23 protein-coding genes and 1 CRISPR repeat array are annotated in these 23428 nt (G+C 41.0%); of the genes, 22 read left to right on the forward strand and 1 reads right to left on the reverse strand.

The window, feature by feature from the left end:
- Positions 1–38: 38 nt before the first annotated feature.
- The 20 genes from I3254_RS08205 to I3254_RS08300 all read left to right on the forward strand — a co-directional run bounded on the left by I3254_RS08205 (position 39) and on the right by I3254_RS08300 (position 20803).
- On the forward strand, positions 39–893 hold the full coding sequence (locus I3254_RS08205) for a hypothetical protein (protein ID WP_238052457.1): 855 nt from the start codon (positions 39–41) through the stop codon (positions 891–893).
- A gap of 131 nt (positions 894–1024) precedes the next feature.
- Positions 1025–1528: a hypothetical protein gene (locus I3254_RS08210; RefSeq protein ID WP_238052458.1), complete on the forward strand. Its 504-nt coding sequence runs from the start codon at positions 1025–1027 to the stop codon at positions 1526–1528.
- Between the two features lie 54 nt (positions 1529–1582).
- Positions 1583–2101 carry a GreA/GreB family elongation factor gene (locus I3254_RS08215; RefSeq protein ID WP_238052460.1) on the forward strand — a complete coding sequence of 173 codons (519 nt, stop codon included), beginning with the start codon at positions 1583–1585 and terminating at the stop codon, positions 2099–2101.
- Between the two features lie 63 nt (positions 2102–2164).
- Complete coding sequence (locus I3254_RS08220; protein ID WP_238052462.1) at positions 2165–2854, forward strand: deoxynucleoside kinase; 690 nt, start codon at positions 2165–2167, stop codon at positions 2852–2854.
- 63 nt (positions 2855–2917) lie between these two features.
- Positions 2918–4123 (forward strand): DUF1887 family CARF protein, encoded by a 1206-nt coding sequence (locus tag I3254_RS08225; protein WP_238052464.1) that lies wholly within the window; start codon positions 2918–2920, stop codon positions 4121–4123.
- 105 nt (positions 4124–4228) lie between these two features.
- Positions 4229–5362 carry a CRISPR-associated ring nuclease Csm6 gene (gene csm6 / locus I3254_RS08230; protein WP_238052466.1) on the forward strand — a complete coding sequence of 378 codons (1134 nt, stop codon included), beginning with the start codon at positions 4229–4231 and terminating at the stop codon, positions 5360–5362.
- Positions 5363–5468: 106 nt separating this feature from the next.
- Positions 5469–5972, forward strand: a complete 504-nt coding sequence (locus I3254_RS08235) for a hypothetical protein (protein WP_238052467.1) — start codon at positions 5469–5471, stop codon at positions 5970–5972.
- A gap of 52 nt (positions 5973–6024) precedes the next feature.
- Complete coding sequence (locus I3254_RS08240; protein ID WP_238052468.1) at positions 6025–6588, forward strand: hypothetical protein; 564 nt, start codon at positions 6025–6027, stop codon at positions 6586–6588.
- A 65-nt stretch (positions 6589–6653) separates the two neighbouring features.
- A complete protein-coding gene (cmr1, locus tag I3254_RS08245; protein ID WP_238052469.1) occupies positions 6654–7871 on the forward strand; it encodes a type III-B CRISPR module RAMP protein Cmr1 in 1218 nt (405 codons plus the stop codon).
- On the forward strand, positions 7871–9928 hold the full coding sequence (gene cas10 / locus I3254_RS08250) for a type III-B CRISPR-associated protein Cas10/Cmr2 (protein WP_238052470.1): 2058 nt from the start codon (positions 7871–7873) through the stop codon (positions 9926–9928). Before cmr1 ends, cas10 begins: the two co-directional genes overlap by 1 nt.
- On the forward strand, positions 9925–11172 hold the full coding sequence (locus I3254_RS08255) for a type III-B CRISPR module-associated Cmr3 family protein (RefSeq protein ID WP_238052471.1): 1248 nt from the start codon (positions 9925–9927) through the stop codon (positions 11170–11172). The genes cas10 and I3254_RS08255 overlap by 4 nt, the downstream gene beginning before the upstream one ends.
- A gap of 64 nt (positions 11173–11236) precedes the next feature.
- On the forward strand, positions 11237–12133 hold the full coding sequence (cmr4, locus tag I3254_RS08260) for a type III-B CRISPR module RAMP protein Cmr4 (protein ID WP_238052472.1): 897 nt from the start codon (positions 11237–11239) through the stop codon (positions 12131–12133).
- A gap of 12 nt (positions 12134–12145) precedes the next feature.
- Positions 12146–12562, forward strand: coding sequence for a type III-B CRISPR module-associated protein Cmr5 (gene cmr5, locus I3254_RS08265; protein WP_238052473.1), 417 nt, complete (start codon positions 12146–12148; stop codon positions 12560–12562).
- A 5-nt stretch (positions 12563–12567) separates the two neighbouring features.
- Positions 12568–13815 (forward strand): type III-B CRISPR module RAMP protein Cmr6, encoded by a 1248-nt coding sequence (cmr6, locus tag I3254_RS08270; protein ID WP_238052475.1) that lies wholly within the window; start codon positions 12568–12570, stop codon positions 13813–13815.
- An 838-nt stretch (positions 13816–14653) separates the two neighbouring features.
- The gene (locus I3254_RS08275; protein WP_238052478.1) at positions 14654–15562 is read left to right on the forward strand and encodes a hypothetical protein; all 909 of its coding nucleotides are present in this window, start codon (positions 14654–14656) and stop codon (positions 15560–15562) included.
- 78 nt (positions 15563–15640) lie between these two features.
- The gene (locus I3254_RS08280; protein WP_238052479.1) at positions 15641–16408 is read left to right on the forward strand and encodes an alpha-ketoglutarate-dependent dioxygenase AlkB; all 768 of its coding nucleotides are present in this window, start codon (positions 15641–15643) and stop codon (positions 16406–16408) included.
- A gap of 102 nt (positions 16409–16510) precedes the next feature.
- Positions 16511–16798, forward strand: a complete 288-nt coding sequence (locus I3254_RS08285) for a CRISPR-associated endonuclease Cas2 (protein ID WP_238052481.1) — start codon at positions 16511–16513, stop codon at positions 16796–16798.
- A 21-nt stretch (positions 16799–16819) separates the two neighbouring features.
- Positions 16820–17980: a CRISPR-associated endonuclease Cas1 gene (cas1, locus tag I3254_RS08290; protein ID WP_238052485.1), complete on the forward strand. Its 1161-nt coding sequence runs from the start codon at positions 16820–16822 to the stop codon at positions 17978–17980.
- A 66-nt stretch (positions 17981–18046) separates the two neighbouring features.
- Positions 18047–18337, forward strand: coding sequence for a CRISPR-associated endonuclease Cas2 (gene cas2 / locus I3254_RS08295; protein ID WP_238052487.1), 291 nt, complete (start codon positions 18047–18049; stop codon positions 18335–18337).
- 351 nt (positions 18338–18688) lie between these two features.
- A CRISPR array of direct repeats spans positions 18689–19000; the repeat unit is 36 nt; unit sequence GTCTGAAACGCTCCCTGATTTCTAAGGGATTAAGAC.
- A gap of 678 nt (positions 19001–19678) precedes the next feature.
- Positions 19679–20803, forward strand: coding sequence for a putative CRISPR-associated protein (locus tag I3254_RS08300; RefSeq protein WP_238052489.1), 1125 nt, complete (start codon positions 19679–19681; stop codon positions 20801–20803).
- Between the two features lie 165 nt (positions 20804–20968).
- Here the strand turns inward: I3254_RS08300 and I3254_RS08305 are convergent, their stop codons facing one another.
- Positions 20969–21424: a lecithin retinol acyltransferase family protein gene (locus I3254_RS08305; protein ID WP_238052492.1), complete on the reverse strand. Its 456-nt coding sequence runs from the start codon at positions 21422–21424 to the stop codon at positions 20969–20971.
- A gap of 945 nt (positions 21425–22369) precedes the next feature.
- Here I3254_RS08305 and I3254_RS08310 point away from each other — a divergent pair.
- Together I3254_RS08310 and I3254_RS08315 are read left to right on the forward strand one after the other, a co-directional pair.
- Complete coding sequence (locus I3254_RS08310; RefSeq protein ID WP_238052490.1) at positions 22370–23194, forward strand: class I SAM-dependent methyltransferase; 825 nt, start codon at positions 22370–22372, stop codon at positions 23192–23194.
- A gap of 62 nt (positions 23195–23256) precedes the next feature.
- The gene (locus tag I3254_RS08315) at positions 23257–23427 is read left to right on the forward strand and encodes a hypothetical protein (protein ID WP_238052491.1); all 171 of its coding nucleotides are present in this window, start codon (positions 23257–23259) and stop codon (positions 23425–23427) included.
- The last annotated feature ends 1 nt before the right edge of the window (position 23428 follow it).

Consider the following 23428-nt stretch of genomic DNA (forward strand, 5'->3'; position numbering starts at 1 on the left):
GTCTAATAGCACCTACACACAGGGGCTTAGAGGACATCATGATGACATTGACCACACCAGTAGCAAACAAGCCTTCAGCCCTTTCCTTATCGAACACACAATCGTCTAACACACAGCTCACTGATATTCATGAGTGCCTACATCAACATTTCACCATTCATCAAAATGATGGCACATCTACTAATGACGACTCGTTAGCCCAACTGGCTCACTTACTTAGCCAACATTGTCATCTCGACAATATGATTGCCCTACTGTCTTCTATCATTCACTCACCGATCCTTCTCAAGCAAATCGCAGCGCGCTCTTACTGGCATGGTAATGGCTTCTTGAAGGTCGTACTTCTTGACCAAGGTTATAAGTTGCGCTTGCATATTTGGTTCGCTGGTACTTCTTGTGAAGAAAACATTCATAGCCATCGTTGGGGCTTTGCGTCCCACGTGCTAACAGGCTCACTCAAGAGTGAGCTCTGGACAGACGCAGCAAATGATGACTCAACAGCCCTGCCCTATATATCAGAGCTACCTTTAGATGATAGTCATACACCCACCTTATTATCAGATGAGTATCTATACACTGCCAAGCATCAGGCAAATGAGACCCACGTAGCAGCGCATAAGCAGTACGTGGGTACAGCCCACCTAAAAAAACTGCAGAACGTCATACAAACAGCAGGTGCAAGCTACGTAATGACACCGGATCAACTGCACCGGATCAACCACCCTGGAGAGGAGCTGGTGGCAACGGTTATTTGTACTACACCTACGCAAGTACTAACCAACCGCTTATTTCCAACCACAGCAGACCCCAAGCTGCACCCGACCGCTCTATCGGCTAATGAGCTCAAGCATGCTTTGGTTCGTTATTTGAACCAACAGCGACTAGCAGCATAACCCGCCAGCTCTGATATTTGACTTAAAAACAAGACCTTTAGTATGCATCACAGTAACGGATATGCATCGTATTGACGGATAGGCTGCTGTGATCACTAGCAATAACCATTTTTATTATTAAGAGAGCATATATGACAGACTCAAACCGCACTATGACAATCGATAATGCACTACTAAAAGCACTGCGTCATACCGATCAAATCAAACCTGCGACCAACGTCACTTTTTGTTTGGAACAAGAAGCAAGAAGCCTTTATCGTTTGCACCAGCGACTGCTCAACACCTCAAACGCCTTATCACCAGAGCAGGCTTATTTGACGCTATACGACTGTTTGTTCCGTCATGTCAGTACAGCTTTACTTAATCAAGGATATCAAATCACATCTCAGCAACCTCATCAAACTTTGCGACGTATCGTCAGACAGAGCGCACCTGACGCTCGAGTACAACAAATGATTGCTCAAAGACATGTACTCAAAAAAGAAGCAGGCACACTTCAGTGCAAAGACGCTGTCGAAACTCTTACCAGATTGCTCAATAATTATGACATTAGAGATGCACAAGCTTGCCAAACGCTATGCCTTTTGCCTTTACAGCGTATAGTTGGCTCATCAACAAAGCATTCATCTGTTTAACACACAGTACTCTTTGCAAAATAATTTAAAGAATATAACGCGTAGGAGCGACACATGACCCAATCGACCACTATCTATATGACCACCACTGGTTTTGATAATCTGAAGGCCTTACTGGCTCGTAAAAAGCAAGAATATGCTGAGGTACGCGATAATCGACAAGTGGCATTTGAGATGTCAGGAGACGGCTGGCATGACAACCCTGAGTTCAATCGCCAGCAACAGCTAGAGGCGAACTTAAACCATACCGTCAAGGAGCTAACCGAAAGATTGCAGCACGCACGACCTATCAATATAGATCCAAGCAATCGTCCGACTAACCACGTGGCTATTGGCTCTTTGGTCAGTATTACTCGCTGGAACCTAAATGATACTGCCAACGATAAAGGCGTCAATGAAACGTGGGAAATTGTTGGGTTTGATGAAACGGATATTCAGGCAGCTAAGATTGGCTACAACGCACCATTAGCAAAAGCCATTATCGGACTACAGGTAGGAGATATCTCAGATGAGCTCATACTCGGTAGCCAAGCGTGGGAGATAGAAGTAATTGCTATTCATTCTGACGTGTGACAACACAGCTAGAGCTTGTGAAAAAACGAGAACCAACATGGCGGATAAAAACAAGGAATAAATATGTATATAGCTATCGAAGGGTTGAAAGGCACTGGCAAGAGCACCTTGCTAAAAACGCTGTTACCTGTCTTAAAAGCGCGCTTGCAACCAAAGCAGCATCGCATCGCTATATTACATCCTACCAAACCCATACCTGAAGACCATTATTTGGAACGCGAGTTTTATCAACATCAAAACAATGATGACTATCTTAGACTACTCTACGCTGCACGATCTAACTATCACGCCTCACGGACGGATTGGAATGCTAACTTGATTATTAGTGATAGGAGCATATTGACGAGCCTAGCTGTGAGATGGCGACATACAAATCTAAGTCCTGTTGAACATTATAAGCAAGTACGCGCACAAGAAAGTGTGATCGCGATACCTGATCTCGTCATACAGCTTGATGCTCCTAATGCTACTTTGCTAAAGCGATATGCCAAAAGAAATCGCCAGTATGGTCAACATGAAGAAACCTTAGACTCTATTGTGAGTATGCGAAGCAGCTATACAGAGTTATACAAATGGTTGAGTACCGAACAAACCATGCTCTTACTAGACAAATCCATACCAATATACAGCTATGACACTAGCGAAATGAATGTACAGGGCATTTGTCAAGATATTACAGATGTAATAGAACAAAATTTTGCTAATATTAATAGTGAATCTTTGGTAAGAAAATCGTATAGTTTAGTTCACTAAAAAACACTATGCTATCTTATCCCAGCTATTTAAAGACATACAACAATATAAAAAGGCCAATACTTGAAAACTTTATTCGTCACTGCGACTGCACAAACCGAAGCTAACTACTATCTTATTTGGCATTTGTTTAAAGAAAACAATACTGATATCAAGAAAATAGTCATTATTAGTACCGAGTTTACTCGTACTAAAGGTTATGTAGACAATCTGACTAGTGTAATGACCGCGTTACAGGTGGGCTCCAAGATTTCGCCAGTGGCTATAGAAGAGTTACATTTGCAAAACGGTATTGAAGAAAACAATGTAGAGGCGATAAAAGACGTACTACTACAGTGGATTGCTCATAATAAAGCGTCTCAAATCATCTTCAATATCACAGGCGGCACCAAACTAATGAGTATCGCCCAAGACCAGATTGCACAAATCAGTAGTCGCTACGATTGTGTCTATCAAAGTCGAGCCAATAACCAGCTTGTCTGGTATAACCGCCCTCCTAACAAGCAGTGCTATGACTTAGTACTACCCGAAAATCTAGAAGCACGTCTCAAAGCGCGTGGTTACCAAGCCGTAAGTGCTGAAACCTCATTTTTGGACCTGCCAGCTCAGCAGTATCATTATATCAATCAAATCTATCAGTACATGAAAGCTGACTTTGATAAAGCGCAAAGCTTAGTGTTATTGCTCAATGCTTTGACTGCAGGGTTGATGAAGCAGCCTGAGCATAGTTTCCCGCAGACAGTCACCGTACAAGACAGCAATCTACTTAGAAAGTGCATCACTTGGCTTAAATTGCTAGCACAAGCGCCGCAACCGTATTTCAGTTATGACAGTCTAGCGGGCACCATCACTTGGGAAGATAAAAAATCCGTTGAGTTCGTGGGTGGCAAATGGTTTGAAGTGCTCACAGGACTTTGGATTGTCCAACATTATATCGCTCAGCAGCAGCAAGTCGATGTACAGATTGGCTTACAGTTCAAAAAAACCAGCGATGGCAATGAGGTCGATGTGGCCTATATCAATTCAGGCTACTTACATCTGTTTGAATGCAAAACAGTTAATTGGGACAGACAAGACAACCCTACTACTAAAGTCAATGCTGACTTGCGTAAATTTGATTCTGTCGGTCAAGTTGGCGGGCTCAATACACATAAGTATTTTGTGAGCTTGTTCGATATTTCTGATAAGTCCCTCGCTGTTGCTGAGGACACAGGTATTAAGGTAATTATGGGCAAACAACTCTTAGATTTTGGTCGTTATATTGCTTAATAATTTTTTAGTAGCGGCATTGTGAGATATCACAAGCTTGTTGGACCGCCACAAATATCACGAACAGAGTAAACTTTAAACCATCGAATTTATAGAGAGACGCTTATGTCACGCAATATCTTGTTTCTAGTTACTGGTATGACTCCGCAAATTGTTACTGAGACCATCTGGGCACTTGCTTGTGATGAGAATAGCTCAGAATTTTGGATGCCTGATGAAGTCCATGTGTTAAGCACACAAGATGGCTTAAACCAGATACGTAAACGTTTATTTGAAGATGGTGTATTTGCGCAGCTTAAGCGCGATTACCCAGTATTAGAACAGATTGAATTTGACCCATCTACGCATCTACATGTAATTAATGATCAAAATGGCAAGCCTTTAATTGATCTAAAAACGCCCGAAGACAACGAGCGTTCTGCAGATATTATCTGTGAAATGGTTAAAGGCTTTACCAGTATGGATGATACTAGCGTGCATGTCTCTATCGCAGGAGGACGCAAGACGATGGGCTTTTATGCAGGGTACGCACTATCTTTGTATGGTCGCGCGCAAGACTCACTGTCTCATGTCTTGGTGGACGAAAAATTTGAGAAAGCTGTAAACTTCTTCTATCCCACGCCTAAAGAACACTTGGTTTCTGATCGTGATTCTAAAGTCGTTGGTAACGCACAAGAGGCGCAGGTATGGCTTGCCAAAATACCATTCGTGAGAATGCGTGAAGCCATCTTACCCAAGCATCAACTTAAAAAAGAAGACAGTTTTAGCGAAGTAGTACAAAAAATTAATGAGTCTTACGAAGATGTCAGTTTAGAACTAAATACCTTTAGCAGAAAGGCTATCGTTAATGACAAGTTCGTTATAGATAACTTACCGCCACGCGAATGGGCATTCTTAAACTGGTTCGCAGATAGACGTAAAGAAGGTAACGGCGGCATCGTTGCACCTACTCGAAACTTCAATGAAAAGAACATTGATAATCAGCAATTGGGTTATATCAGCCAATTAACTGAAGAGTATCTTGCATACTACTATGATCATAAAAATAAAGACGATTTTGAGATCAGTGTGGACAAAAAGTTCTTTCAGGGTGCAAAGTCTCGATTACAGACAGCCTTAAAAGAAGCTTTAGGTATTGAGCTTGCAGCAAAACTTGATATTACATCGGATGCTGGGAAAGGCTCTCCATTTCAACTTCGTATAGCGCCAGATGCTATCACTATTAATGATATGTCCTGATATATAGCATCGTTCACACAAGCTTGCGGTCTCAGTTTTATAGACTAAAACACGATATATTTAATGCCATCAACTACTCGATACTTAGCACTTTAGGAGAATGATCATGGCTTTACCTGTCATCGCTGTTAGTCAAACTGTCGCTCTTGCTGCATTAAAAGAAGGGGTTGGCTTGTGCCAATCGATTATTAGTTATCGATTGGCAACGCAACAAGTTGAATTGCAACGAGATCATATGCATGCTGAGGCTAATGCCGTCATGCATCAGATTGATAAAGAGTACACAGCTAAACTTGATCAGCTAAATACTATCGCCAATGCCCATAAGCTCACGCTTGATAGTCTAAAGACATCAAACACAAATCTCACCAATATGATCGAGGGTCACCAACTACAGCTTGATAAGTACCTCTCTGTCATTGTCTCACCTGATGTTTCAGATACTATCAAACAGAGCATGATGACTATTATCTCTCAGTTATCACAAGAGCAAACTAATTTAACCAATCAGTTCATGCAAGCGTCGCAATCACCTATTAATGCATTCGCCATAATGCTAGATAGCATCCGTGATAATGGCCAACCACGTACCTTTACTGACGTTAGTTAGTAAAGGTACGTGTCTCTATTGAGTTTATATACGCTTATTGAAGGAGCTGTCTATGTATTGGGTCATTGGTGCTGTTGCTGTTGTAGGTGTTGTCGCTTGGTTGAATAGTGAGGAAGAGCGTGCTTGTGCAAACTACCATGCATCTAGTCATAGACTCTTTACAGAGACTCGTCAGCGTCAGCAACAAATAGCTGAACGACGCGCCAATTATGCAAAGAATCAGAACTTCTATGAGCATATTGAGCTGCATCATGCTTCTCACCTTACTGCTGACGCTCTGTATAAAGAACTTGATAATCATAAAAAGATTGTCGATATATTCAGAAATAAGCAACAGTCTTTTGGTCAATGTATTGGTGAGCTCAAAAAACAGCGTGATACTGCGACAGGTAGCCAGAAACAAGCTATCCGAGAGCAGCTCCAGCAAATGAGAACACAATTCAATGAAGCTAAAGATCAGCTAGTCATGCTAGCTGAGGAAAAAGAGCGCAAGCTTATAGAGCTTCGTCAGATAAATCAGGCAACACGCGAGTATAAGCTATATATTCGAAATCACTGTGGCGATAAAGGTCGTGATTGGTATGAGCGTGGTATTGAGCGCGCTAGACTGCGCTGACCATTAATATTAAAAATATTTATAGATTAATAAAAAAGAACTTTAAACATAAAGGAATAGACAGTATGGATCTACCTAAGTTTCATAACCCGCCTAAGATAATCAGCGCTACATTTCATATAAACACCCCAATGTTTGCAGCGGGATCTAATCAAAAACAAGCTGAACTAACTCCAACAACTTTTAAAGGTGTTATGCGCTTTTGGTGGCGTGCACTGAATTGGTCTCGTATCCGCTTAAGCTGTGATAATAAAGAAATCGCTTTAAAAAAGCTACATGATGAAGAATCAAAATTATTTGGGTCAACTGCTGATGATAATAAAAATAGAGGTGGACAAGGTTATTGTTTAATTAATATATTAAAACTCGAAGAATCAGCTCAACCTAATACGTGGAACTATAACGGTAATCAATCAGGCTTAAACTACTTACTTGGACAAGGACTTTATCACTTCAGAGACAATCTAACCCGTGATGCTTTAATGGCAGGGTATAGCTTCACTATTAACTTCACTGTTGACAATAAAGCCTATCAACAGGTTGTTGACACCTTAAGAGTCATAGGGCTTTTAGGCGGCTTTGGATCGCGTTCACGCCATGGTTTAGGATCAGTCACTCTAACCAACCTATATCAAATCGATACCGTGACCAACCAATCAGATCCTATTAATTTTGAGACTGAAGCAAGCTTAGCGTTGAAAGAACTTTTAGAGATATATCAATGTCGCAAAAACTCTGAACTACCACCACTATCTGCTTTTTATCAAGACACACGCATAGATATTGTATCTATCACTAATAAAAATAGTTTAGATCTACTTAATATAATCGGTGAAGAAGCTCAGCTTTATAGAAGTTATGGACGCAATAACAAAGTTAACGGTGAAACAGCAGAGAGAAACTTTGCTGAAGACCATGATTTTACTTTGAATCTTTTTACAACCACAACTAATGCTATTCCGCATCCTAAAAGAGTCATATTTGGATTACCGCACAATTACTTTTACTCTGGCGATACTACTCAAGGGCATAGAGCTAATGTTGACTCAACCACAGGCAGAAGAGCCTCTCCTTTAGTACAACATGTGCATAAAAACGAAAACCAATATCAGCTTATACAATGCTTATTAAAAGGTGAGTTCTTACCAAGTAATGCCAAAATAAAAATTGCGGCACGTAAAGCTCATCAATCAGAAAAAGTCTCTGTTAGTCCTAATATCGATTGGACAGTTATTACTAGTTTTATGAATCGTAACCAATTTCAGAATAAGGAAACTATTTAATGGACGTTTCTAATCAGGACAATCAAAAGTACTTCCATTTTACTTTAGGACCAGTACAAAGCTTTGTAGCTCAAGCACGTCGTACTCGTGACTTTTGGGCTGGGTCATTTTTATTATCTTGGCTGGCAGGTGTGGCTATCGAGGCGGTTAAAGTCCAAGGTGGCAGGATCATATTTCCTATTCCAGACGAGGATTTTTTGGCAGCTATAAATGGGCAATTAAATCAAAATTTGCCAAAGCAAGGTGGCATTCCTAATCGCTTTATGGCTGACATTAGTAATTGCAAAGACTTCAGTGGTAAAGCGGTAGCTGATGCGATAACAAAAGCATGGGAAGCTGTCTGTGAACAAGTCTGGCGGTTAGATGAAAAAGGTTTACGACAAGATGGTAACCAAAGAACTCGATTAATTTGGGAATTACAAACTCAAAAATTTTGGGATATAAGTTGGGTCATTACTGATAACAATGATACCAGTGCGCTTGATAAGAGAAAAAACCTACGTACCCATGTTCCTTCAATAGAGTTTGGCTACAAATGCATGATGATGACAGGCTATCAAGAGCTTAGCGGAAACGCTGCAAAAAATAGTGGTGAAAATCGTCGCAAATACTGGCAGACCTTAGCAAAACTAAACAAGACAGGTTTAGATTTGAGCCCAAAGGAGCAGCTATGCTCTATTGCATATGTAAAACGGCGTTTTGTACGTATATTTCATTTGGTCGATACACTCATAGACGTTAATGGTTATGAGATAAACGTGCATGGCTGGCATGTTCCTACTAATGTTCCTTCTGTTGATTATCTAGCAGCCACACCTTGGTTACATAGTGTACTAAAGCATATATCAGAGGGCGATAAGCAGATTGCAAAGCAGTATGCTACATTTTATGAAGCAGCTTATCAGCTAATAGGCACTCATAGTGAAGCTGCCAATCATATAAAAAGTATTGCCAGTTTACTAACTCGTCGAGACAAGCACTACGCCAGTCTTGATGGTAGCATTTACTTTGAAAACCATATACTTAATCAAAAGTTTTTTGAGCATACCGAGTCAGATGATAGAACGAAAGCTATCAAAGCGTTGAGAAGTCTCAATAGAGAAATAGACTTAGAACCCTCTCCTTATTATGCAATCCTCTTAATGGATGGTGACAGTCTTGGCAAGCAGATGGGACATCAAGATCGACAACCTATTATTAGCCATGCCCTTAATAACTTTACCACTGCTGCCCAAGATATCGTAAAAGATCATGATGGCTTTTTGATATATGCAGGTGGAGATGATGTACTGGCGTTATTTAGTTTAGACAACGCTATGACAGCCGCGGTTGCCTTACAAAATAATTATAAAGCGTGCTTTGCAGCAGCTTCTACTGATAATGTGAAAGTTAGCTCCACCTTATCAGGTGCAATCAACTATTGTCATATTGGCTCAGGTTTGACACACGTGTTAATGGATAGCCATAACCTGCTAGATAATATCGCTAAAGACACTACTGGACGTAATGCTCTAGCTGTTCGGGTATGGAAGCCATCGGGAGTGGCTGTGCAATGGACATTACCATGGGATAAGGTACTACAGCCCTCAGTTGTTAGTGAAATAAAACAAAGCTACGATATCAGCCTGCCTAGTGGTGTAAAAAGTTTTGATGAGTTACCAGTTATTCATGCACTGGCACTCGCCATCGCTCAACAAAAACACAACGATGATAACTTATCTATTTTTTCAACAGGCTTTTTCTATAAAACTCGCCAGTTGATGGTCATGTTACAAGACATGATGCAGACAAAAAACTTAAAGGATGCTCAAGCAAGTAAGCTGCTTTTAGCTGAATATTTGCAAGCTGGTCAGTTTGGCAAGATAAAAGAGCAAGATAAACAACGTCTTATTGGTATCTTCGAAATCCTGATTGAGCAAAGTCGTGATTATCGTAGCATTATCGATGATGGTAAATCAGAGCTAGATCCAGCATCAGGTCAGCAACTATCAGGGGATGCTGGTATTTTACTTCGTATATTAGGCCAAAAAGGTTTGGCAAAAGGTGATAGAGCATGAATGACAGTAACCAAACCTTAATAACATTTGAACAAGTGGATAGCTGGTTTTTTCGCGAGTCGCGTCCTCATGGCAGTGTCGGAGCCAATGCACTTAGCTCAGTTTTTCCACCCCCTACTCGCTCCCTTATGGGGTGCTTACGTAGTCATATTGGTAATCAATACTTTCAAAAACATCCAAATAAATCATGGGATGACCTATCTACCCTAACAAATCTTAAGCAAGTCATTGGAGATGCCACAAAGTTAGGCTGTCTAAAACCTCGTGGCGTCTTTGTCAAAACTCACATACAGAATATAGAACGATATTATCTACCAGCACCTGTAAGTGTTTGTCGTAAGAATCATGAAACATCAGAGAATAAGACTGTTTATTTTTCTTTGCAGTTAACTGATAAGCCTTATCAAACAGACTTAGGAATAAAAAGATTGGTAGAGCTGCCGTTAAGTGTAGAAGGTAACAGTGACTTAAAAGGAGCAAAACCTCTTGAAGACGTTTGGTTATCTAAAGAAGCTTGGCAGCTAGTTTTACAAGGCAAATTAGATGCGATTAGTCAGATTGCTGCAGCAGTACAAGAGCAAGATGATTTTATATCTGAAGAATATCGACTAGGTATTCAAGTTGACCCTAATAATCGAAGTGTCGTTGATGGAAAGCTATACCAGACCACTCATATCAGGTTAGACCCAAATACTAGCTTTGTGATGCCAGTCACTATGGATAATAAAATCGTCTCAATGGTAGTAGATGATAATTTTCTTAATACTAGACACCTTGTTCGCCTTGGTGGTGAAGCACGTATGGCAAACCTATATTTTGAACAAAGCACTTCAAAATTTTTACCTATGCCACCTGCTAATCTTACGGTAAAGCAAGGTAAAAACAAGAAAGTCTTTATGATTTATCTACTGACTAAACTTATGATGCAGACCGATAGCTGGCTACCTAAGAACTTTACTGAATCAGAGTCTGGCTGGTCAGGGTCTATTAATGGCATTGATCTAACAATTATGTCTGCCTGTATAGGTAAGGCACATCGTGAAGGTGGCTGGGATCAGCTACATCATATCCCGCGGCCTATTCAGAGCTATATACCAGCAGGTAGTGCTTTTTTTATACAAGTGAATGATTCAATAGATGACCATACTTTAATCTCGAAGCTTCATGGTCAAAGTTTGAATGAAAATGATGAATGGGGCGAAGGCATCATGTTAGTGGGTCAACTGATCTCTCATGATAAGTAACGGCCAAAACTTTTAACCGACGATAGTAAACAACATGTCAATAATAGTTATTTGAGGGTATAAAATGAACAATCAAAGTATGATTATGGCTATGACCGCACAGACCTCCATTCATGCCGGCGCAGGGCAAGCACTCAGCGTTATAGACCTACCTATACAGCGCGAAGGACACACCCAGCATCCTGTAGTGTTTGGCTCTAGCCTTAAGGGTGCACTGCGTTATCATGCTAGTCAAATCCTAACAAACAATGAAGATAAAGAAGTTTTGTCAGCTGTTTTTGGTCCTGATACTCAAGGGGCAGATAGTAATGCCCATGCAGGCGCTTGTATGATAAGTGATGCCCGACTTTTATTATTGCCAGTCAGATCGCTAAACGGCTATTTTAAATGGGTAACCTGCCCAGCTTTGATAAGACGTTTTTTAAAAGACTGTGACCGTGCCGGTTTAAGTATAGACACCTTTTCACTACCTGAGATCACACTGGATCAAGTGGCTGTAAATGACAGTAAACAAAAAACCTTATTCTTAGAAGAATTTGCATTAACTATTGTGAATGGCTCTGAATTAGAACAAATATCTAAAGTTATTAATCAGGTTATCGGAGTTGAGCTACCACAGTTACGTGAACAGTTGGCAATAGTAAACGATGATATGTTCACTTATTTATCGCAAAACAGTACGCCTGTAAATGCTCACATCGCTTTAGATGAAAATAAAACGGTAGTCAAAAGGGCACTATGGTATGAAGAAACCCTACCACCTGAAACTATTATGTATAGCTTAATTATGTGTACTCCTTCAAGACGAATAAATATAGAGCTAACCGCTGCTGATGTTGCTCGCATTTTAACTGATAAAATAATACCTGCCCATAATCGCTACCTACAAGTCGGTGGCAATGAAACTGTGGGGATGGGCTGGTTTGCCATTCGTTTTACTAATTCATCTCAGACAGCTTAAGGAGCATACTCTATGATTCAGTCTCGCGATCAATTTAGAGCCAAGCACGCTTTAGAACAAATAGAATTATTTCAGAGTCAGGAAAAGCCTATCATCCTGACAGATAAAGATATTAAATCAGCCGTATCAGGACTACCAGCTATGATTCACATGAATGGCTTAGGTCATGCATTTGCTTTTTATCTTAGCGATGTCAAAAATTTTCCTGCTCGAGCAGCATTGGTCAATGCGGTATTTGACTGGTTAAAAAACCATAGTGGCATTTTTCAGTCATTAGAGGGCTTAAATACACTAACCCCATTAACGGCTATTACTCGCTCGGACTTACAGACATATCAAATCGCTCAACAAGAAGCACAAGCTTACTTGTTATGGTTAAAAAAATTCGCGCGCGCACTTTTGACTGATAATGATGATAAAAGGGATTAACTATCATGCTACCCATATATAATCAAGAAAACACTGCTGAAAAAGCAGTGTCTGTATTTAAAGATAACAGTACAGATGGACACTTAGGCGTATGGTATGAACGATTTTACACTTATCATATCTTCGATAATCAAGGAGATCTGATTGCTGATATAGACACTAAAAAAGCCGCCAAGATTAGAGAAAAAGAAAACTTCTTTACAGAATTTTGGGGTAAATCAGGTCAACGCCAATGTGGTAATACCAGTCTATTAAAAAACCATGCAATGCGTCAACGCTTACTATGTCATGCACAGCAAGGTATCGCTACTAGCTATAGTAATACTTGGCAAATAGCCGTAGGGCTAGGTAATAGCCATCCTTTGGATAACGGAATGCTATGGCATCCCACTCTTGGTGTCCCCTACTTTCAGGGAAGTACTGTAAAAGGTATGGCAAAAGCCTTGATGGAGAAATGGGGTGCTGATCCAAAGCTGATTAAGCGTTGGTTTGGTTCAGTAAACCTATTACAGTCAAAACACTATTCAGCAAGTTTGTTCAAGATTAATTTTGGCTACGAGATTGATGAAAATACAAAAGAAGAGTTGAATGCACAAGCAACTGGTAGTTTTATATTTTTGGATGCTATCCCCACCAAGCCTGTAATGTTAGTGCAATCCATTATGACGCCTCACTATGGTAAGTGGTATGAAAAAGGAGATACACAACCTTTATTACCAGAAGTTCAACCCGGAGACTGGCATGCTCCTATTCCAGTTAACTTTTTAGCAGTAGAGAACTCCTCTATGCAGTTTGGAGTCATGCCGCGATTAGGCGCTAATGTCACAGATGATGAAACCAAACAACTGGCGAATATTATTGCTATTGCACTAGAGCATTTGGGCATCGGAGCTAAAACAGCGACTGGTTACGGTCGCATGGCAGTAGATAAAGCTGAAGATTCTAAGTTACAAAAAGAACATGATGCTTTTAAAGAAGAAGAAGTGGCTCGTATCCAGGAACAACAAAGAAATAAAGGCAAGTCTGCCGAACGGATCTTTCTTGATGACTTTAAAGATCATCAAACACCAGAGGTCTTCATTTTTTATGAAAAAGTCATGAGTTGGTCAGAAGAGCAGAAACTATTAATCAAAGAAGCTTATGATCTTATCATCAAAGAACCTAGTGTGAAAAAAGATAAGAATAAAAAATGGGTTGAGCGTTTAGCTTTGTTGGTTGCAAAACTAAAAAATTACGGTATCGATATTGCCTAGCCTCATTGCAAATATAGCGTCGTTGTTTTACTATAACAGCGTCGCTATTTTTATTTAGTGACCCCAAAGTATCAGGGCGTTTTGGACTTAATCTGACGAAGATTATTGTGGTTATTTAACGTTTCAGACGTATAATTGGTTATTATTTGTATAATTTATGGTGAAAAATTGGTTAAAAAAACACCAACTTTTTATGCCAACTTTTGTTGATTAAATACTTACTTGTAAGTATTTGATTTTATTAATAATAAAAATGATTGTACAGTCTGAACCGCTCCCTGATTTCTAAGGTGAGCGAGGATCAGTAAGTGTCTGGGAGACACTTACCCGAAGTGCAAGGCAAGAGCTATGCTCGCGCAGAACGTTAAAAAATTGCATGCCAATTTTAGTCTCGCAAGAGAATTTGCATTTTCGCAAATTCTATCAAGCTGGCTATAACAGTCTGAACAGAAAATCTCAGATTTTCTCTTGCGTCGGGGCAAAGTAGTACTTTGCTATACCCCTCCTCATCCCTGATTTTTAAGGTGAGAAGCGTCAAAAAATTGCATGCCAATTTTAGCTTCGCAAGTAAAAATCCTTTAAATAGGATTTTTTGAAGGATCAGTAAGTGTCTGGGAGACACTTACCCGAAGCGCAAGGCGCAAAGCTATGCTCGCGCAGGTGTTAAAAAACCACAGTGTAATTTGCAGAAGATTAAAAACAGAAAACCACCTCGATAGGTGGTTTTTTGCTTTTGGTAGATAGTTTACCGCCAAATTCTCGCAAGCTTGTCGTTTTGCTTATACACTACTGTTCTCTTCCATAATGGGCACATCAACCGCCCAGTGGAGAGACACCGATGACGACCCATAACTCAGCAGAAAAAGCCGCACAAAACATTGCACAGCAAGTGGCTTATGCTGCTGATCAATTGCAACTTCATGGGTTTGGTCGTTATTATAATGCGATGGTTGGCGCTTATGTCTCAGAAGTTTATAAGACACTGCCTTATTCAACCTTTGCGCAGATGACCAACCGCGCGAAGACGCCACTGTGCTCAGTTGAGCAAGCGATAACTTATACCACGCTATATGGCAAGAGTCATTTTGACCGCTTCGGTAGCGTTATTGATCAGATCATGGGGCGAAGTATACGTACAGAGGCCGTTACCAAAACGATCAATGTTGTGGACTATGGCTGCGGACAAGCTATCGCTAGCTTAGCTCTACTGAGCTATCTAGAAACTTACGTCAACTGTGAGAACTTTACGTTGAATTTTTATCTGGTGGAGCCTTCACAGACCACGCTTGATATAGCGGTACTATTGGTGAGCAAGATGTCATCACGTATCGCTGCCAATGTCGTTATCCACCAATACCATTCAGATCTTGCTGGGTTTTTGGCGGCAGACAGTCACACGCTTGAGGCGGCTGACTACTCGCTGCACTTATTCTCTAACGTACTAGATATACCAAAAGTACAGCAGATTATCCCAGCACTATCTACCTATATACAAAGTATCAATGGCAAACAGATGGTTATCGCTGTGGGCCCGCAGTACTCAAGCAACTACGAGGGTTTGCAGCAGCTAAAGCATTCGTTAGGCGGTGTGACGGTCAAACAAGACATCACTGACTTCTCTGTTGAGAGTGAGATATACTCAGTGACCAGTAATCATTGGCAGCACTCTCACTCTCGTGGTGTGATGATGGGATTGTGTTTCAAAAACTCACTCGATGATGCAGGCAAGACAGACTTGGCTGCTTAATCATAATGCGAAGTCAAAAAGCTTATAGAACGATTAGTGCCAAGTGCGACTGATATTATATTTTTGAGGAGCGTTATTATGGATTTATTTGACACCTTACCGACAGACGATTCTGTATCTGCATTGACCGACTTCATCATTGATGGCAAATTTATGCAGTCTGACTACCCTGCTCATATTCATGATGATGGTAAAGGCATCGTGATCGATATACCAGATGGCAGACTCTACTACGCGCCGCGATACTTCGATAGTGCGCTCAGCGATAGCATCATAGACAGTTTGCTAGCGTGCGATGGCATCGACCATAGCACTCATGACTGGCATCAGCAGAGTGATATTAGTGCGCTGCCCTTCAAAAACATACATTGGCAACAAGACAGCGTGAGTATGTTTGGCAAAACTCATGACTTGCCTCGGCTATCGGCATGGTATGGTGATAATGATAAGCCCTATACCTACTCGGGTATCACTCTACAGCCCCAACCATGGAATGATATCCTGGTCGAGTTGCGAGAAGCGCTCGTGCCCATCTGCAAAAGACAGTTCAACAGCGTACTGCTCAACTGGTATCGCTCAGGCGATGACCATATCAGCTGGCATACAGATGCTGAACCTGAGCTTGGAGCAAACCCGCTCATTGCTTCAGTGAATTTTGGGGCTAGTAGACGGTTCTTGTTGCGCCGCCGTGATGATCATAGTATCAAACTAGACATACCGCTCAAGCACGGCAGTATACTGGTGATGGCAGGTGCATTGCAGCATCACTGGCAGCATAGCGTGCCCAAACAAAAAAAGGTCAAAGAAGGTCGTGTCAATCTGACTTTTCGTACAATTCATACGTAACGCGCATCTGTATGCGATCAGACGTAGAGCCATTCAAGCCAGTATGGTTGTATTGAATAACTGTATTGTCCAAAAGACAGATAACATTATGGATGTCAGACTATGCCACAGCAATTATACCTCGTAGGCTATGATATCGGCGAGCCGAAGCGCCAAGCACTGCTACGCTATAACATCAAGAGCTATAGTGCCACAGGTCAGCAGTCTGCCTATGAGTGCCTGTTATCAGCGGACAGTATGCGACAACTAAGCGAGTTTGCTGTCTCCAAAGTCGAGACAGGCGATGCATTCTTTATTATCAGGACCATGAATACCTACTGGTCGCAGGTGGCAAAGGACAACCCTTCAAAACCAACGGATGCCGCGAGAGATCACTTTTATATTGGGTAATCATTTGCTTAGGAGGCTGTGATGCAAAATATAGTCATCGACAAAAAAGGCAGTCAGATCTACTCGCAGCGGAACCTACTCATCATTCAACACCTAAGCTTCGGTAAGCCATTAAGTATTCCTCTCTCCCAGATACAGAGCCTAACCATCACCACCCAAGTAGACTTGAGCAGTAGTCTACTGACTCGGCTATCTGAAAACAACGTGAGCCTATGTGTGCTACCTACTGGTCGAACTGGTGAGGCTTGTTTTTTGTTGGGGAGTTGGCATGCTGCTATAGAGCGCCGAATACAGCAATACGATGTCATTCAACAAGTACCATCGAGGAGCTACTGGGCATCGGTATTGGTCAGGCTCAAACTGCACCAACAAGCAAGTGTACTGAACCAATTAAAGCAGCATTACATAGCAGCGATTACTCAGACATCAGACAGCACAGATCAGTGCACTCGCGCTGCTATCACAGAATCACAGCTTGCAGAGATAGATGAAGCGGTACAGAAGCTCAAAAGCTTGCGAGATAAGTTCCGTAAGTATTATCCGACCGCAGCTGTGCCGCCCACTCACCCCTCAAGAGTCTATACCGACCATACTCCTCAGTATCAAATCGCAAGCTTACTTGGTACAGAAGGCATTGGCTCTGCCATTTATTTTAAATGCTATCAGCAATTTTTTGCGAATGATTTGCGGTTTTGCGCTCGTAATAGAAGACCACCCAAAGACCCTGTCAATGTGGTTTTATCCTTGTCTTATACCCTACTACAGCATCTATATCAGCAAGCCATATATAGTGTTGGGTTTGATCCTTATTATGGTGTGCTACATAGCCCAAGCTATGGTAGGCAATCTTTGGCTTGTGACTTTGTCGAGTTACAACGTAGCACCGTAGATTTTTGGGTGTGGACATTATTCGATCAAGACATTTTAGTCTTAGAAGATTTTAGCCTGTCTGGTGATTCTGGTATATCTGACGATAGCAGCTATCCATGTGAGCTATTAAAGTCTGGACGCAGTAAATTCTATAAGGCGTTCTCTGCTATTCGTCCTATCCTGAGTAAACACGCCTTAAGCCACGCTTGGCTATGGCAAAACCGTATACAGCGTTATCATTCTGATAAAACGATGCCGCCGTCTCTATCCTTTGTCAGTCATCATCCTGAGTCCTCGCATCCGTCTCTTTAACAAGACACCGATATCTGACTGGATATGCTGGTAAATGCTAACGCTTACCCATAGGTTGCCACTGTTATGAAAAAGATATGCTTTATCATTGCTTATGACATCAGTGAGAAAAAGAGACTTCAACGCTTGCAGCGGCTGGTTAGCAATCAGTTTTTACAGTTACAGTATTCGGTATATTATGGGTCGATGACATGTCAAGCGATGGATCGCTTTATCACGGCTATACAAAAGATTATCCATAAAAATGACGATGATGTACGTATATACGAGGTCGAACCGTTAGAAAATGCCTTTGTGATTGGCAAACGTTGTGAGGATATTATGATGTTTAGTGATATAGGAGAGATCACACTATAGCAATCACTAGCCAGCCGCTATCTATAAAACAGCGTTCTAATAGCACATTAGCAATCGATTTTCTATCGCTTGTCTCAGTGGCACTTCTTGTCTTGCACTTGGTGCAGACATCTATTACTATAATATAGTGAGCTATCATTATTCACACCCTAAGCGATTAGGGGCGTATTCAGACTTTATCTGACGAAGATATGGGCTACTATTTAACGTTTTGGACGTATAATCGGTTATTATTTATACAATTTATGGTAAAAAATTGGTTAAAAAAACACCAACTTTTAAGCCAACTTTTGTCGATTAAAACATTATATATAAGCTATTGATTTTATTGATAATAAAAATGATTGTACAGTCTGAAACGCTCCCTGATTTCTAAGGGATTAAGACACATAGATTGAACGAGAATCAGCGCATTTTGCGTCTGAAACGCTCCCTGATTTCTAAGGGATTAAGACTTCCTTCCTCCTCACTTAGTATATGTTCCCCAAGTCTGAAACGCTCCCTGATTTCTAAGGGATTAAGACAAATTCAACTGTAGACTTGCTTCCTTTTTGAACGTCTGAAACGCTCCCTGATTTCTAAGGGATTAAGACCTACGGTGGTTGGCATAATACGTGTAGCTACTTCGTCTGAAACGCTCCCTGATTTCTAAGGTGAGAGACGTCAAAAATTGCATGCCAATTTTAGTCTTGCAAGAGAAAATTCCTTAAATGGAATTTTCTGAGGAAACAACGAAACACTGCCTCAATCGAGTGCAAGAGAATTTGTATTTTCGCAAATTCTGCCAAACTGGCTACAAAGGTCTGAACAGAAAATCTCAGATTTTCTCTTGCGTCGGGGCAAAGCAGTCCTTTGCTGCTGCCCTCCTCATCCCTGATTTCTAAGGTGAGAGACGTTAAGAAATTCCATTGGAATTTTAGTCTCGCAAGTAAAAATCCTTTAAATAGGATTTTTTGAAGGATCAGTAAGTGTCTGGGAGACACTTACCCGAAGCGCAAGGCAAGAGCTATGCTCGCGCAGCCGTTAAAATAGCAGATAGGATTTTTTGAAGACGAGCTATAACAGTCTGAATAGAAAATCATAGATTTTTTCTTACGAGACTATGATGAAACGCTAGATCAAAACTTTTTAGATTGCATTTTTATAGACTGCCAATCGTGACTTAGATAGATGTACAATAAGCAAAAATCCACCTATGAAGGGTGGATTTTTGCTTTTGCACATGTCTATTTTCGATAATGACTGCAATAATATAGCGATAACAATTGTAGCCAGTCATACTGCCATTGATCATTACTTACTATCAGCTCTTAGCCATTGAAACCCCTAACAGGTTCACTTATGAATAAAAAAGACATCCAACCTACTTTAACGCTCATGACTTGTGGCACTAGTCTTATCACCAACGGCATAGACTCAGAGTTACGCTCTATTATCAATCGCTGTGCCAATGCTGTGAATTGGACTGATATAAGTAGTAGCGATGCTGCCATATTAAAAAGTCATTTTAAAGAGAAAGAAAAACAATTCTTAGCCTCAAATGAGCAAGAAATACGCCGACTGAGTGCTGAGCTAAATGGACTGTTAGCATGGCAAGAGGAAAATCCAGTAGCCAACAGCCAGCTACAGAATGAATATTGGATAATTGCTACAGATACAATACTGGGTAAGACGACTGCCGAGATTATTCAGGAATGGCTAGGCTCACATGGCTACCATACTCAGATATTATCAGAATCAGGGCTCAGAACAGCCAATCTTATTGAGTTTCGTCAGGCATTGTCCGCCTTAACCAAGCGAATCGTAGAGTCAGTAACAGGCTACCGAAATGGCGGTTATCAGATTAACTTTAACCTCACTGGTGGCTTCAAAGGTATCAACGGCTTTTTACAGGCGCTTGCCACCGTCTATGCTAACCAGACTTATTATCTGTTTGAGGGCAGTACAGAGCTGCTATATATTCCTCAATTGCCCTATCGTCTCGATGCTACACAAATTATCACTGAGAATTTGACTGCATTTAGGCGACTGGCAAATGGTATGAGTATCTCTCAAGCTCAATCTAGTACTATTCCTGATATTTGGCTTTTTGATATCGACAGCAGCACGATGTTATCAGAATGGGGTGAGCTGATTTGGTTAGATACGATGCCGAAACTATATCAACAGCAAGTATTGCCCAGTCCTTCTGATTTAGTTATCTATTCTCCCAGCTTTTTGGATACGATTAAAAAAGCAGACGCCAGTTTAATAGAGATAATCAATAAGCGTATCGATGCGTTGGCAGTGTATGCCGAGGGCGGTTATAAGCAGATGCTCAAATCACTGGACGTCAAAGCATTACAAGCCAATCAGTATCGAGATAAAGGAATATTAGAGTGTGATCTAGATGCCCATCACCGGCTTTTTATGACTAGAGACGGTGAGCATATAACGATATTAGAGTTGCACGCGGCTTTGCATTAATTGTTTAGTTTTAAAAGACACGATTGTCAGCAGTTATTTTAAGAATGAAATACGCCAAATCATGAAAGATCCTACGCGGTTACATGCTTCATTAAAGGACCGCTTTAAACAGTTATTTAAGGAAACATGATAATAGGCGTAATTATGCGCTACTCCTTGCTACAATTATAATATCCCTTTAGATAGTCGAAGGATGCTACTGGTTACCATATGAATGCCTCCAATGCCGCTCGTACCGCCTAGCATACTACGCGTCACAAGATATATCGCTGCATGGGAGACTTGCTCGCTGCGCGCTTTGCCATAGATGCACCAATTGATAAAATGCTCACAGTTGTTGGTCAGCAGATTGTACTTGTCTTCGGTCAAACGGCTACGAGCACGCTTGATGGTCTGCTTATGACAAAACACCCGACTCTGATGCGATTGCACGTAGGTACGTTTGCCTTGAGAGAAGTTATTCAAACTTGTAACCTCAACGGGACCAGCACGTAGACCATTGGCAAGTCCAGAGTAATGTATGACTTTATTCCGTCCCAAATATATACCATGATGCGTGTAGCCCAAACGCTCAGTCACCAAATGATCACCTGCCTGTAACGATCTACCAAAAAAATTCATCACGTACCCTACTTATCATCCAGACTATGAGAGGTAGCATAGCAACTAATGATTGAAAGCCAGTGAATAACAAGCTTGTGACTTGTTTTATAGCTTAATGAGCATACGAGCAGTACAGTCATATTTCTTATCTTGCACTCACCTTATACATCTATTACTATAGTACGCTGAGGTTTAAACACTCACACCCTAAGCGATTAGGGGCGTATTCAGACTTTATCTGACGAAGATATGGGCTACTATTTAACGTTTTGGACGTATAATCGGTTATTATTTATACAATTTATGGTAAAAAATTGGTTAAAAAAACACCAACTTTTAAGCCAACTTTTGTCGATTAAAATATGAAACATAAGTTATTGATTTTATTGACAATAAAAATGGTTGTACAGTCTGAAACGCTCCCTGATTTCTAAGGGATTAAGACATTAAATCTTTACCACAGTCTTGTGCTTGGAAGTCTGAAACGCTCCCTGATTTCTAAGGGATTAAGACGGCAGCTGTGATACCACGAAGGTGTTCTTCTGGAGTCTGAAACGCTCCCTGATTTCTAAGGGATTAAGATGCATAGCCTGTCTATTTGAACGTGCGGTGTGCTGTCTGAAACGCTCCCTGATTTCTAAGGTGAGAAGCGTTAAGAAATTCCACTGGAATTTTAGCTTCGCAAGAGAAAATTCTTTAAATAGAATTTTCTGAAGGATCAGTGGAGTTCTCAGAGATTTTCGTCCGAGTGCAAGAGAATTTGCATTTTCGCAAATTCTGTCAAACTGGCTATACCAGTCTGAACAGTCGTAAAATCAATATAAAAAAGCCGCCTATCACTGATAGGCGGCTTTTTTGTGCTGACTAGATGCGTACTCGCAAGCTTGTCGATTTATTAAATACCACCTAAAGAAGTTAATAATAGCCTCAAGACATCAGATAACCGCCTTGAGGATTACCATTATGCCAACACCACTTCAGCTTCAGATTGATACTGCTAGCGAGTCTATGACAGGCGGCTTTTCTGATTATTATCAGAATATGGTCAGCTACTTTCATCAAAATCCTGCTCAAAACCTAAGCTATAGCGCTTTTTCTAACCGTACTAATAGAGCGACGAATGCGCTCATCTCTGAAAAAGAAGCCATATTTTATATCGTTGCTTATGGCTGGCAGCATCACCAAAGTATGCAACATCTATTAGCCGAAACAATCGACGTCACCAGTGATGTGCCAGAGCACCTGCGCGTGATAGATTATGGCTGTGGTCAAGGCGTAGCAACCTTAGCATTTATAGATTATTTAGCACAGAAAGGCGTTGCTCAACAAAGCACACTTGAAGTGCATCTAATCGAACCCTCAAAAGTTAGCTTAGACATTGCTAAGCGCCTGATTGAACGATTAGCAGATGTCTATGGCATGCAAGTGTCTATTCATTGCCAGCAGTGCACTCTGGATGATGCAGTACTGCAATTGGATAGTGAATGCCGAGAAACCTTTCACCTATTATCTAATATCATAGATATAGAGACAGTGCAGAGCGCTCTACCAAATCTAGCAAAGCAAATGCAGTCCAGTACTGGTAAGAACTTCTTACTCGCTACCTGTCCGAAGTATCTACAAGCACAGGCAGGCTTTCACATATTACGTCAAGAAATGGACTTTGCTGAAAACTGTCATGATGAGTGTTGGGAGATGACTTATCATATGTACCGTGTTACACAGGCAAGCTGGAACGAATATACCTCTACACAGCGAATGCTCATGATGGAATGGACTAGTAGCTAAACACAGCCTATACAGCTACTGCAAAGTAAGTTACATCATTCAATTGTAATCAGGGGACAGCCATGAGAGGCATTAATAAAGTAATCATTATCGGACACTTAGGTGCTGAACCAGAAGTTCATCAATTTGCTAATAGTAATCGTGTCACTACCCTATCTGAACCGCCCCGACTATATCGGAGAGTGGATTGCTTGAGTCAGGCAGCTTTGTCTGACTCAGTAAGACTATCATAGT

Source organism: Psychrobacter sp. Ps2, assembly GCF_022129405.1.
GTDB lineage: Bacteria > Pseudomonadota > Gammaproteobacteria > Pseudomonadales > Moraxellaceae > Psychrobacter.

Bases quoted from the DNA above. Each gene is read 5' to 3' on its own strand.
- I3254_RS08205 (WP_238052457.1), top strand. From the start codon at position 39: ATGATGACATTGACCACACCAGTAGCAAACAAGCCTTCAGCCCTTTCC.
- I3254_RS08210 (WP_238052458.1), top strand. From the start codon at position 1,025: ATGACAGACTCAAACCGCACTATGACAATCGATAATGCACTACTAAAA.
- I3254_RS08215 (WP_238052460.1), top strand. From the start codon at position 1,583: ATGACCCAATCGACCACTATCTATATGACCACCACTGGTTTTGATAAT.
- I3254_RS08220 (WP_238052462.1), top strand. From the start codon at position 2,165: ATGTATATAGCTATCGAAGGGTTGAAAGGCACTGGCAAGAGCACCTTG.
- csm6 (WP_238052466.1), top strand. From the start codon at position 4,229: ATGTCACGCAATATCTTGTTTCTAGTTACTGGTATGACTCCGCAAATT.
- I3254_RS08235 (WP_238052467.1), top strand. From the start codon at position 5,469: ATGGCTTTACCTGTCATCGCTGTTAGTCAAACTGTCGCTCTTGCTGCA.
- I3254_RS08240 (WP_238052468.1), top strand. From the start codon at position 6,025: ATGTATTGGGTCATTGGTGCTGTTGCTGTTGTAGGTGTTGTCGCTTGG.
- cmr1 (WP_238052469.1), top strand. From the start codon at position 6,654: ATGGATCTACCTAAGTTTCATAACCCGCCTAAGATAATCAGCGCTACA.
- cas10 (WP_238052470.1), top strand. From the start codon at position 7,871: ATGGACGTTTCTAATCAGGACAATCAAAAGTACTTCCATTTTACTTTA.
- I3254_RS08255 (WP_238052471.1), top strand. From the start codon at position 9,925: ATGAATGACAGTAACCAAACCTTAATAACATTTGAACAAGTGGATAGC.
- cmr4 (WP_238052472.1), top strand. From the start codon at position 11,237: ATGAACAATCAAAGTATGATTATGGCTATGACCGCACAGACCTCCATT.
- cmr5 (WP_238052473.1), top strand. From the start codon at position 12,146: ATGATTCAGTCTCGCGATCAATTTAGAGCCAAGCACGCTTTAGAACAA.
- cmr6 (WP_238052475.1), top strand. From the start codon at position 12,568: ATGCTACCCATATATAATCAAGAAAACACTGCTGAAAAAGCAGTGTCT.
- I3254_RS08275 (WP_238052478.1), top strand. From the start codon at position 14,654: ATGACGACCCATAACTCAGCAGAAAAAGCCGCACAAAACATTGCACAG.
- I3254_RS08280 (WP_238052479.1), top strand. From the start codon at position 15,641: ATGGATTTATTTGACACCTTACCGACAGACGATTCTGTATCTGCATTG.
- I3254_RS08285 (WP_238052481.1), top strand. From the start codon at position 16,511: ATGCCACAGCAATTATACCTCGTAGGCTATGATATCGGCGAGCCGAAG.
- cas1 (WP_238052485.1), top strand. From the start codon at position 16,820: ATGCAAAATATAGTCATCGACAAAAAAGGCAGTCAGATCTACTCGCAG.
- cas2 (WP_238052487.1), top strand. From the start codon at position 18,047: ATGAAAAAGATATGCTTTATCATTGCTTATGACATCAGTGAGAAAAAG.
- I3254_RS08300 (WP_238052489.1), top strand. From the start codon at position 19,679: ATGAATAAAAAAGACATCCAACCTACTTTAACGCTCATGACTTGTGGC.
- I3254_RS08305 (WP_238052492.1), bottom strand. From the start codon at position 21,424: ATGAATTTTTTTGGTAGATCGTTACAGGCAGGTGATCATTTGGTGACT.
- I3254_RS08310 (WP_238052490.1), top strand. From the start codon at position 22,370: ATGCCAACACCACTTCAGCTTCAGATTGATACTGCTAGCGAGTCTATG.
- I3254_RS08315 (WP_238052491.1), top strand. From the start codon at position 23,257: ATGAGAGGCATTAATAAAGTAATCATTATCGGACACTTAGGTGCTGAA.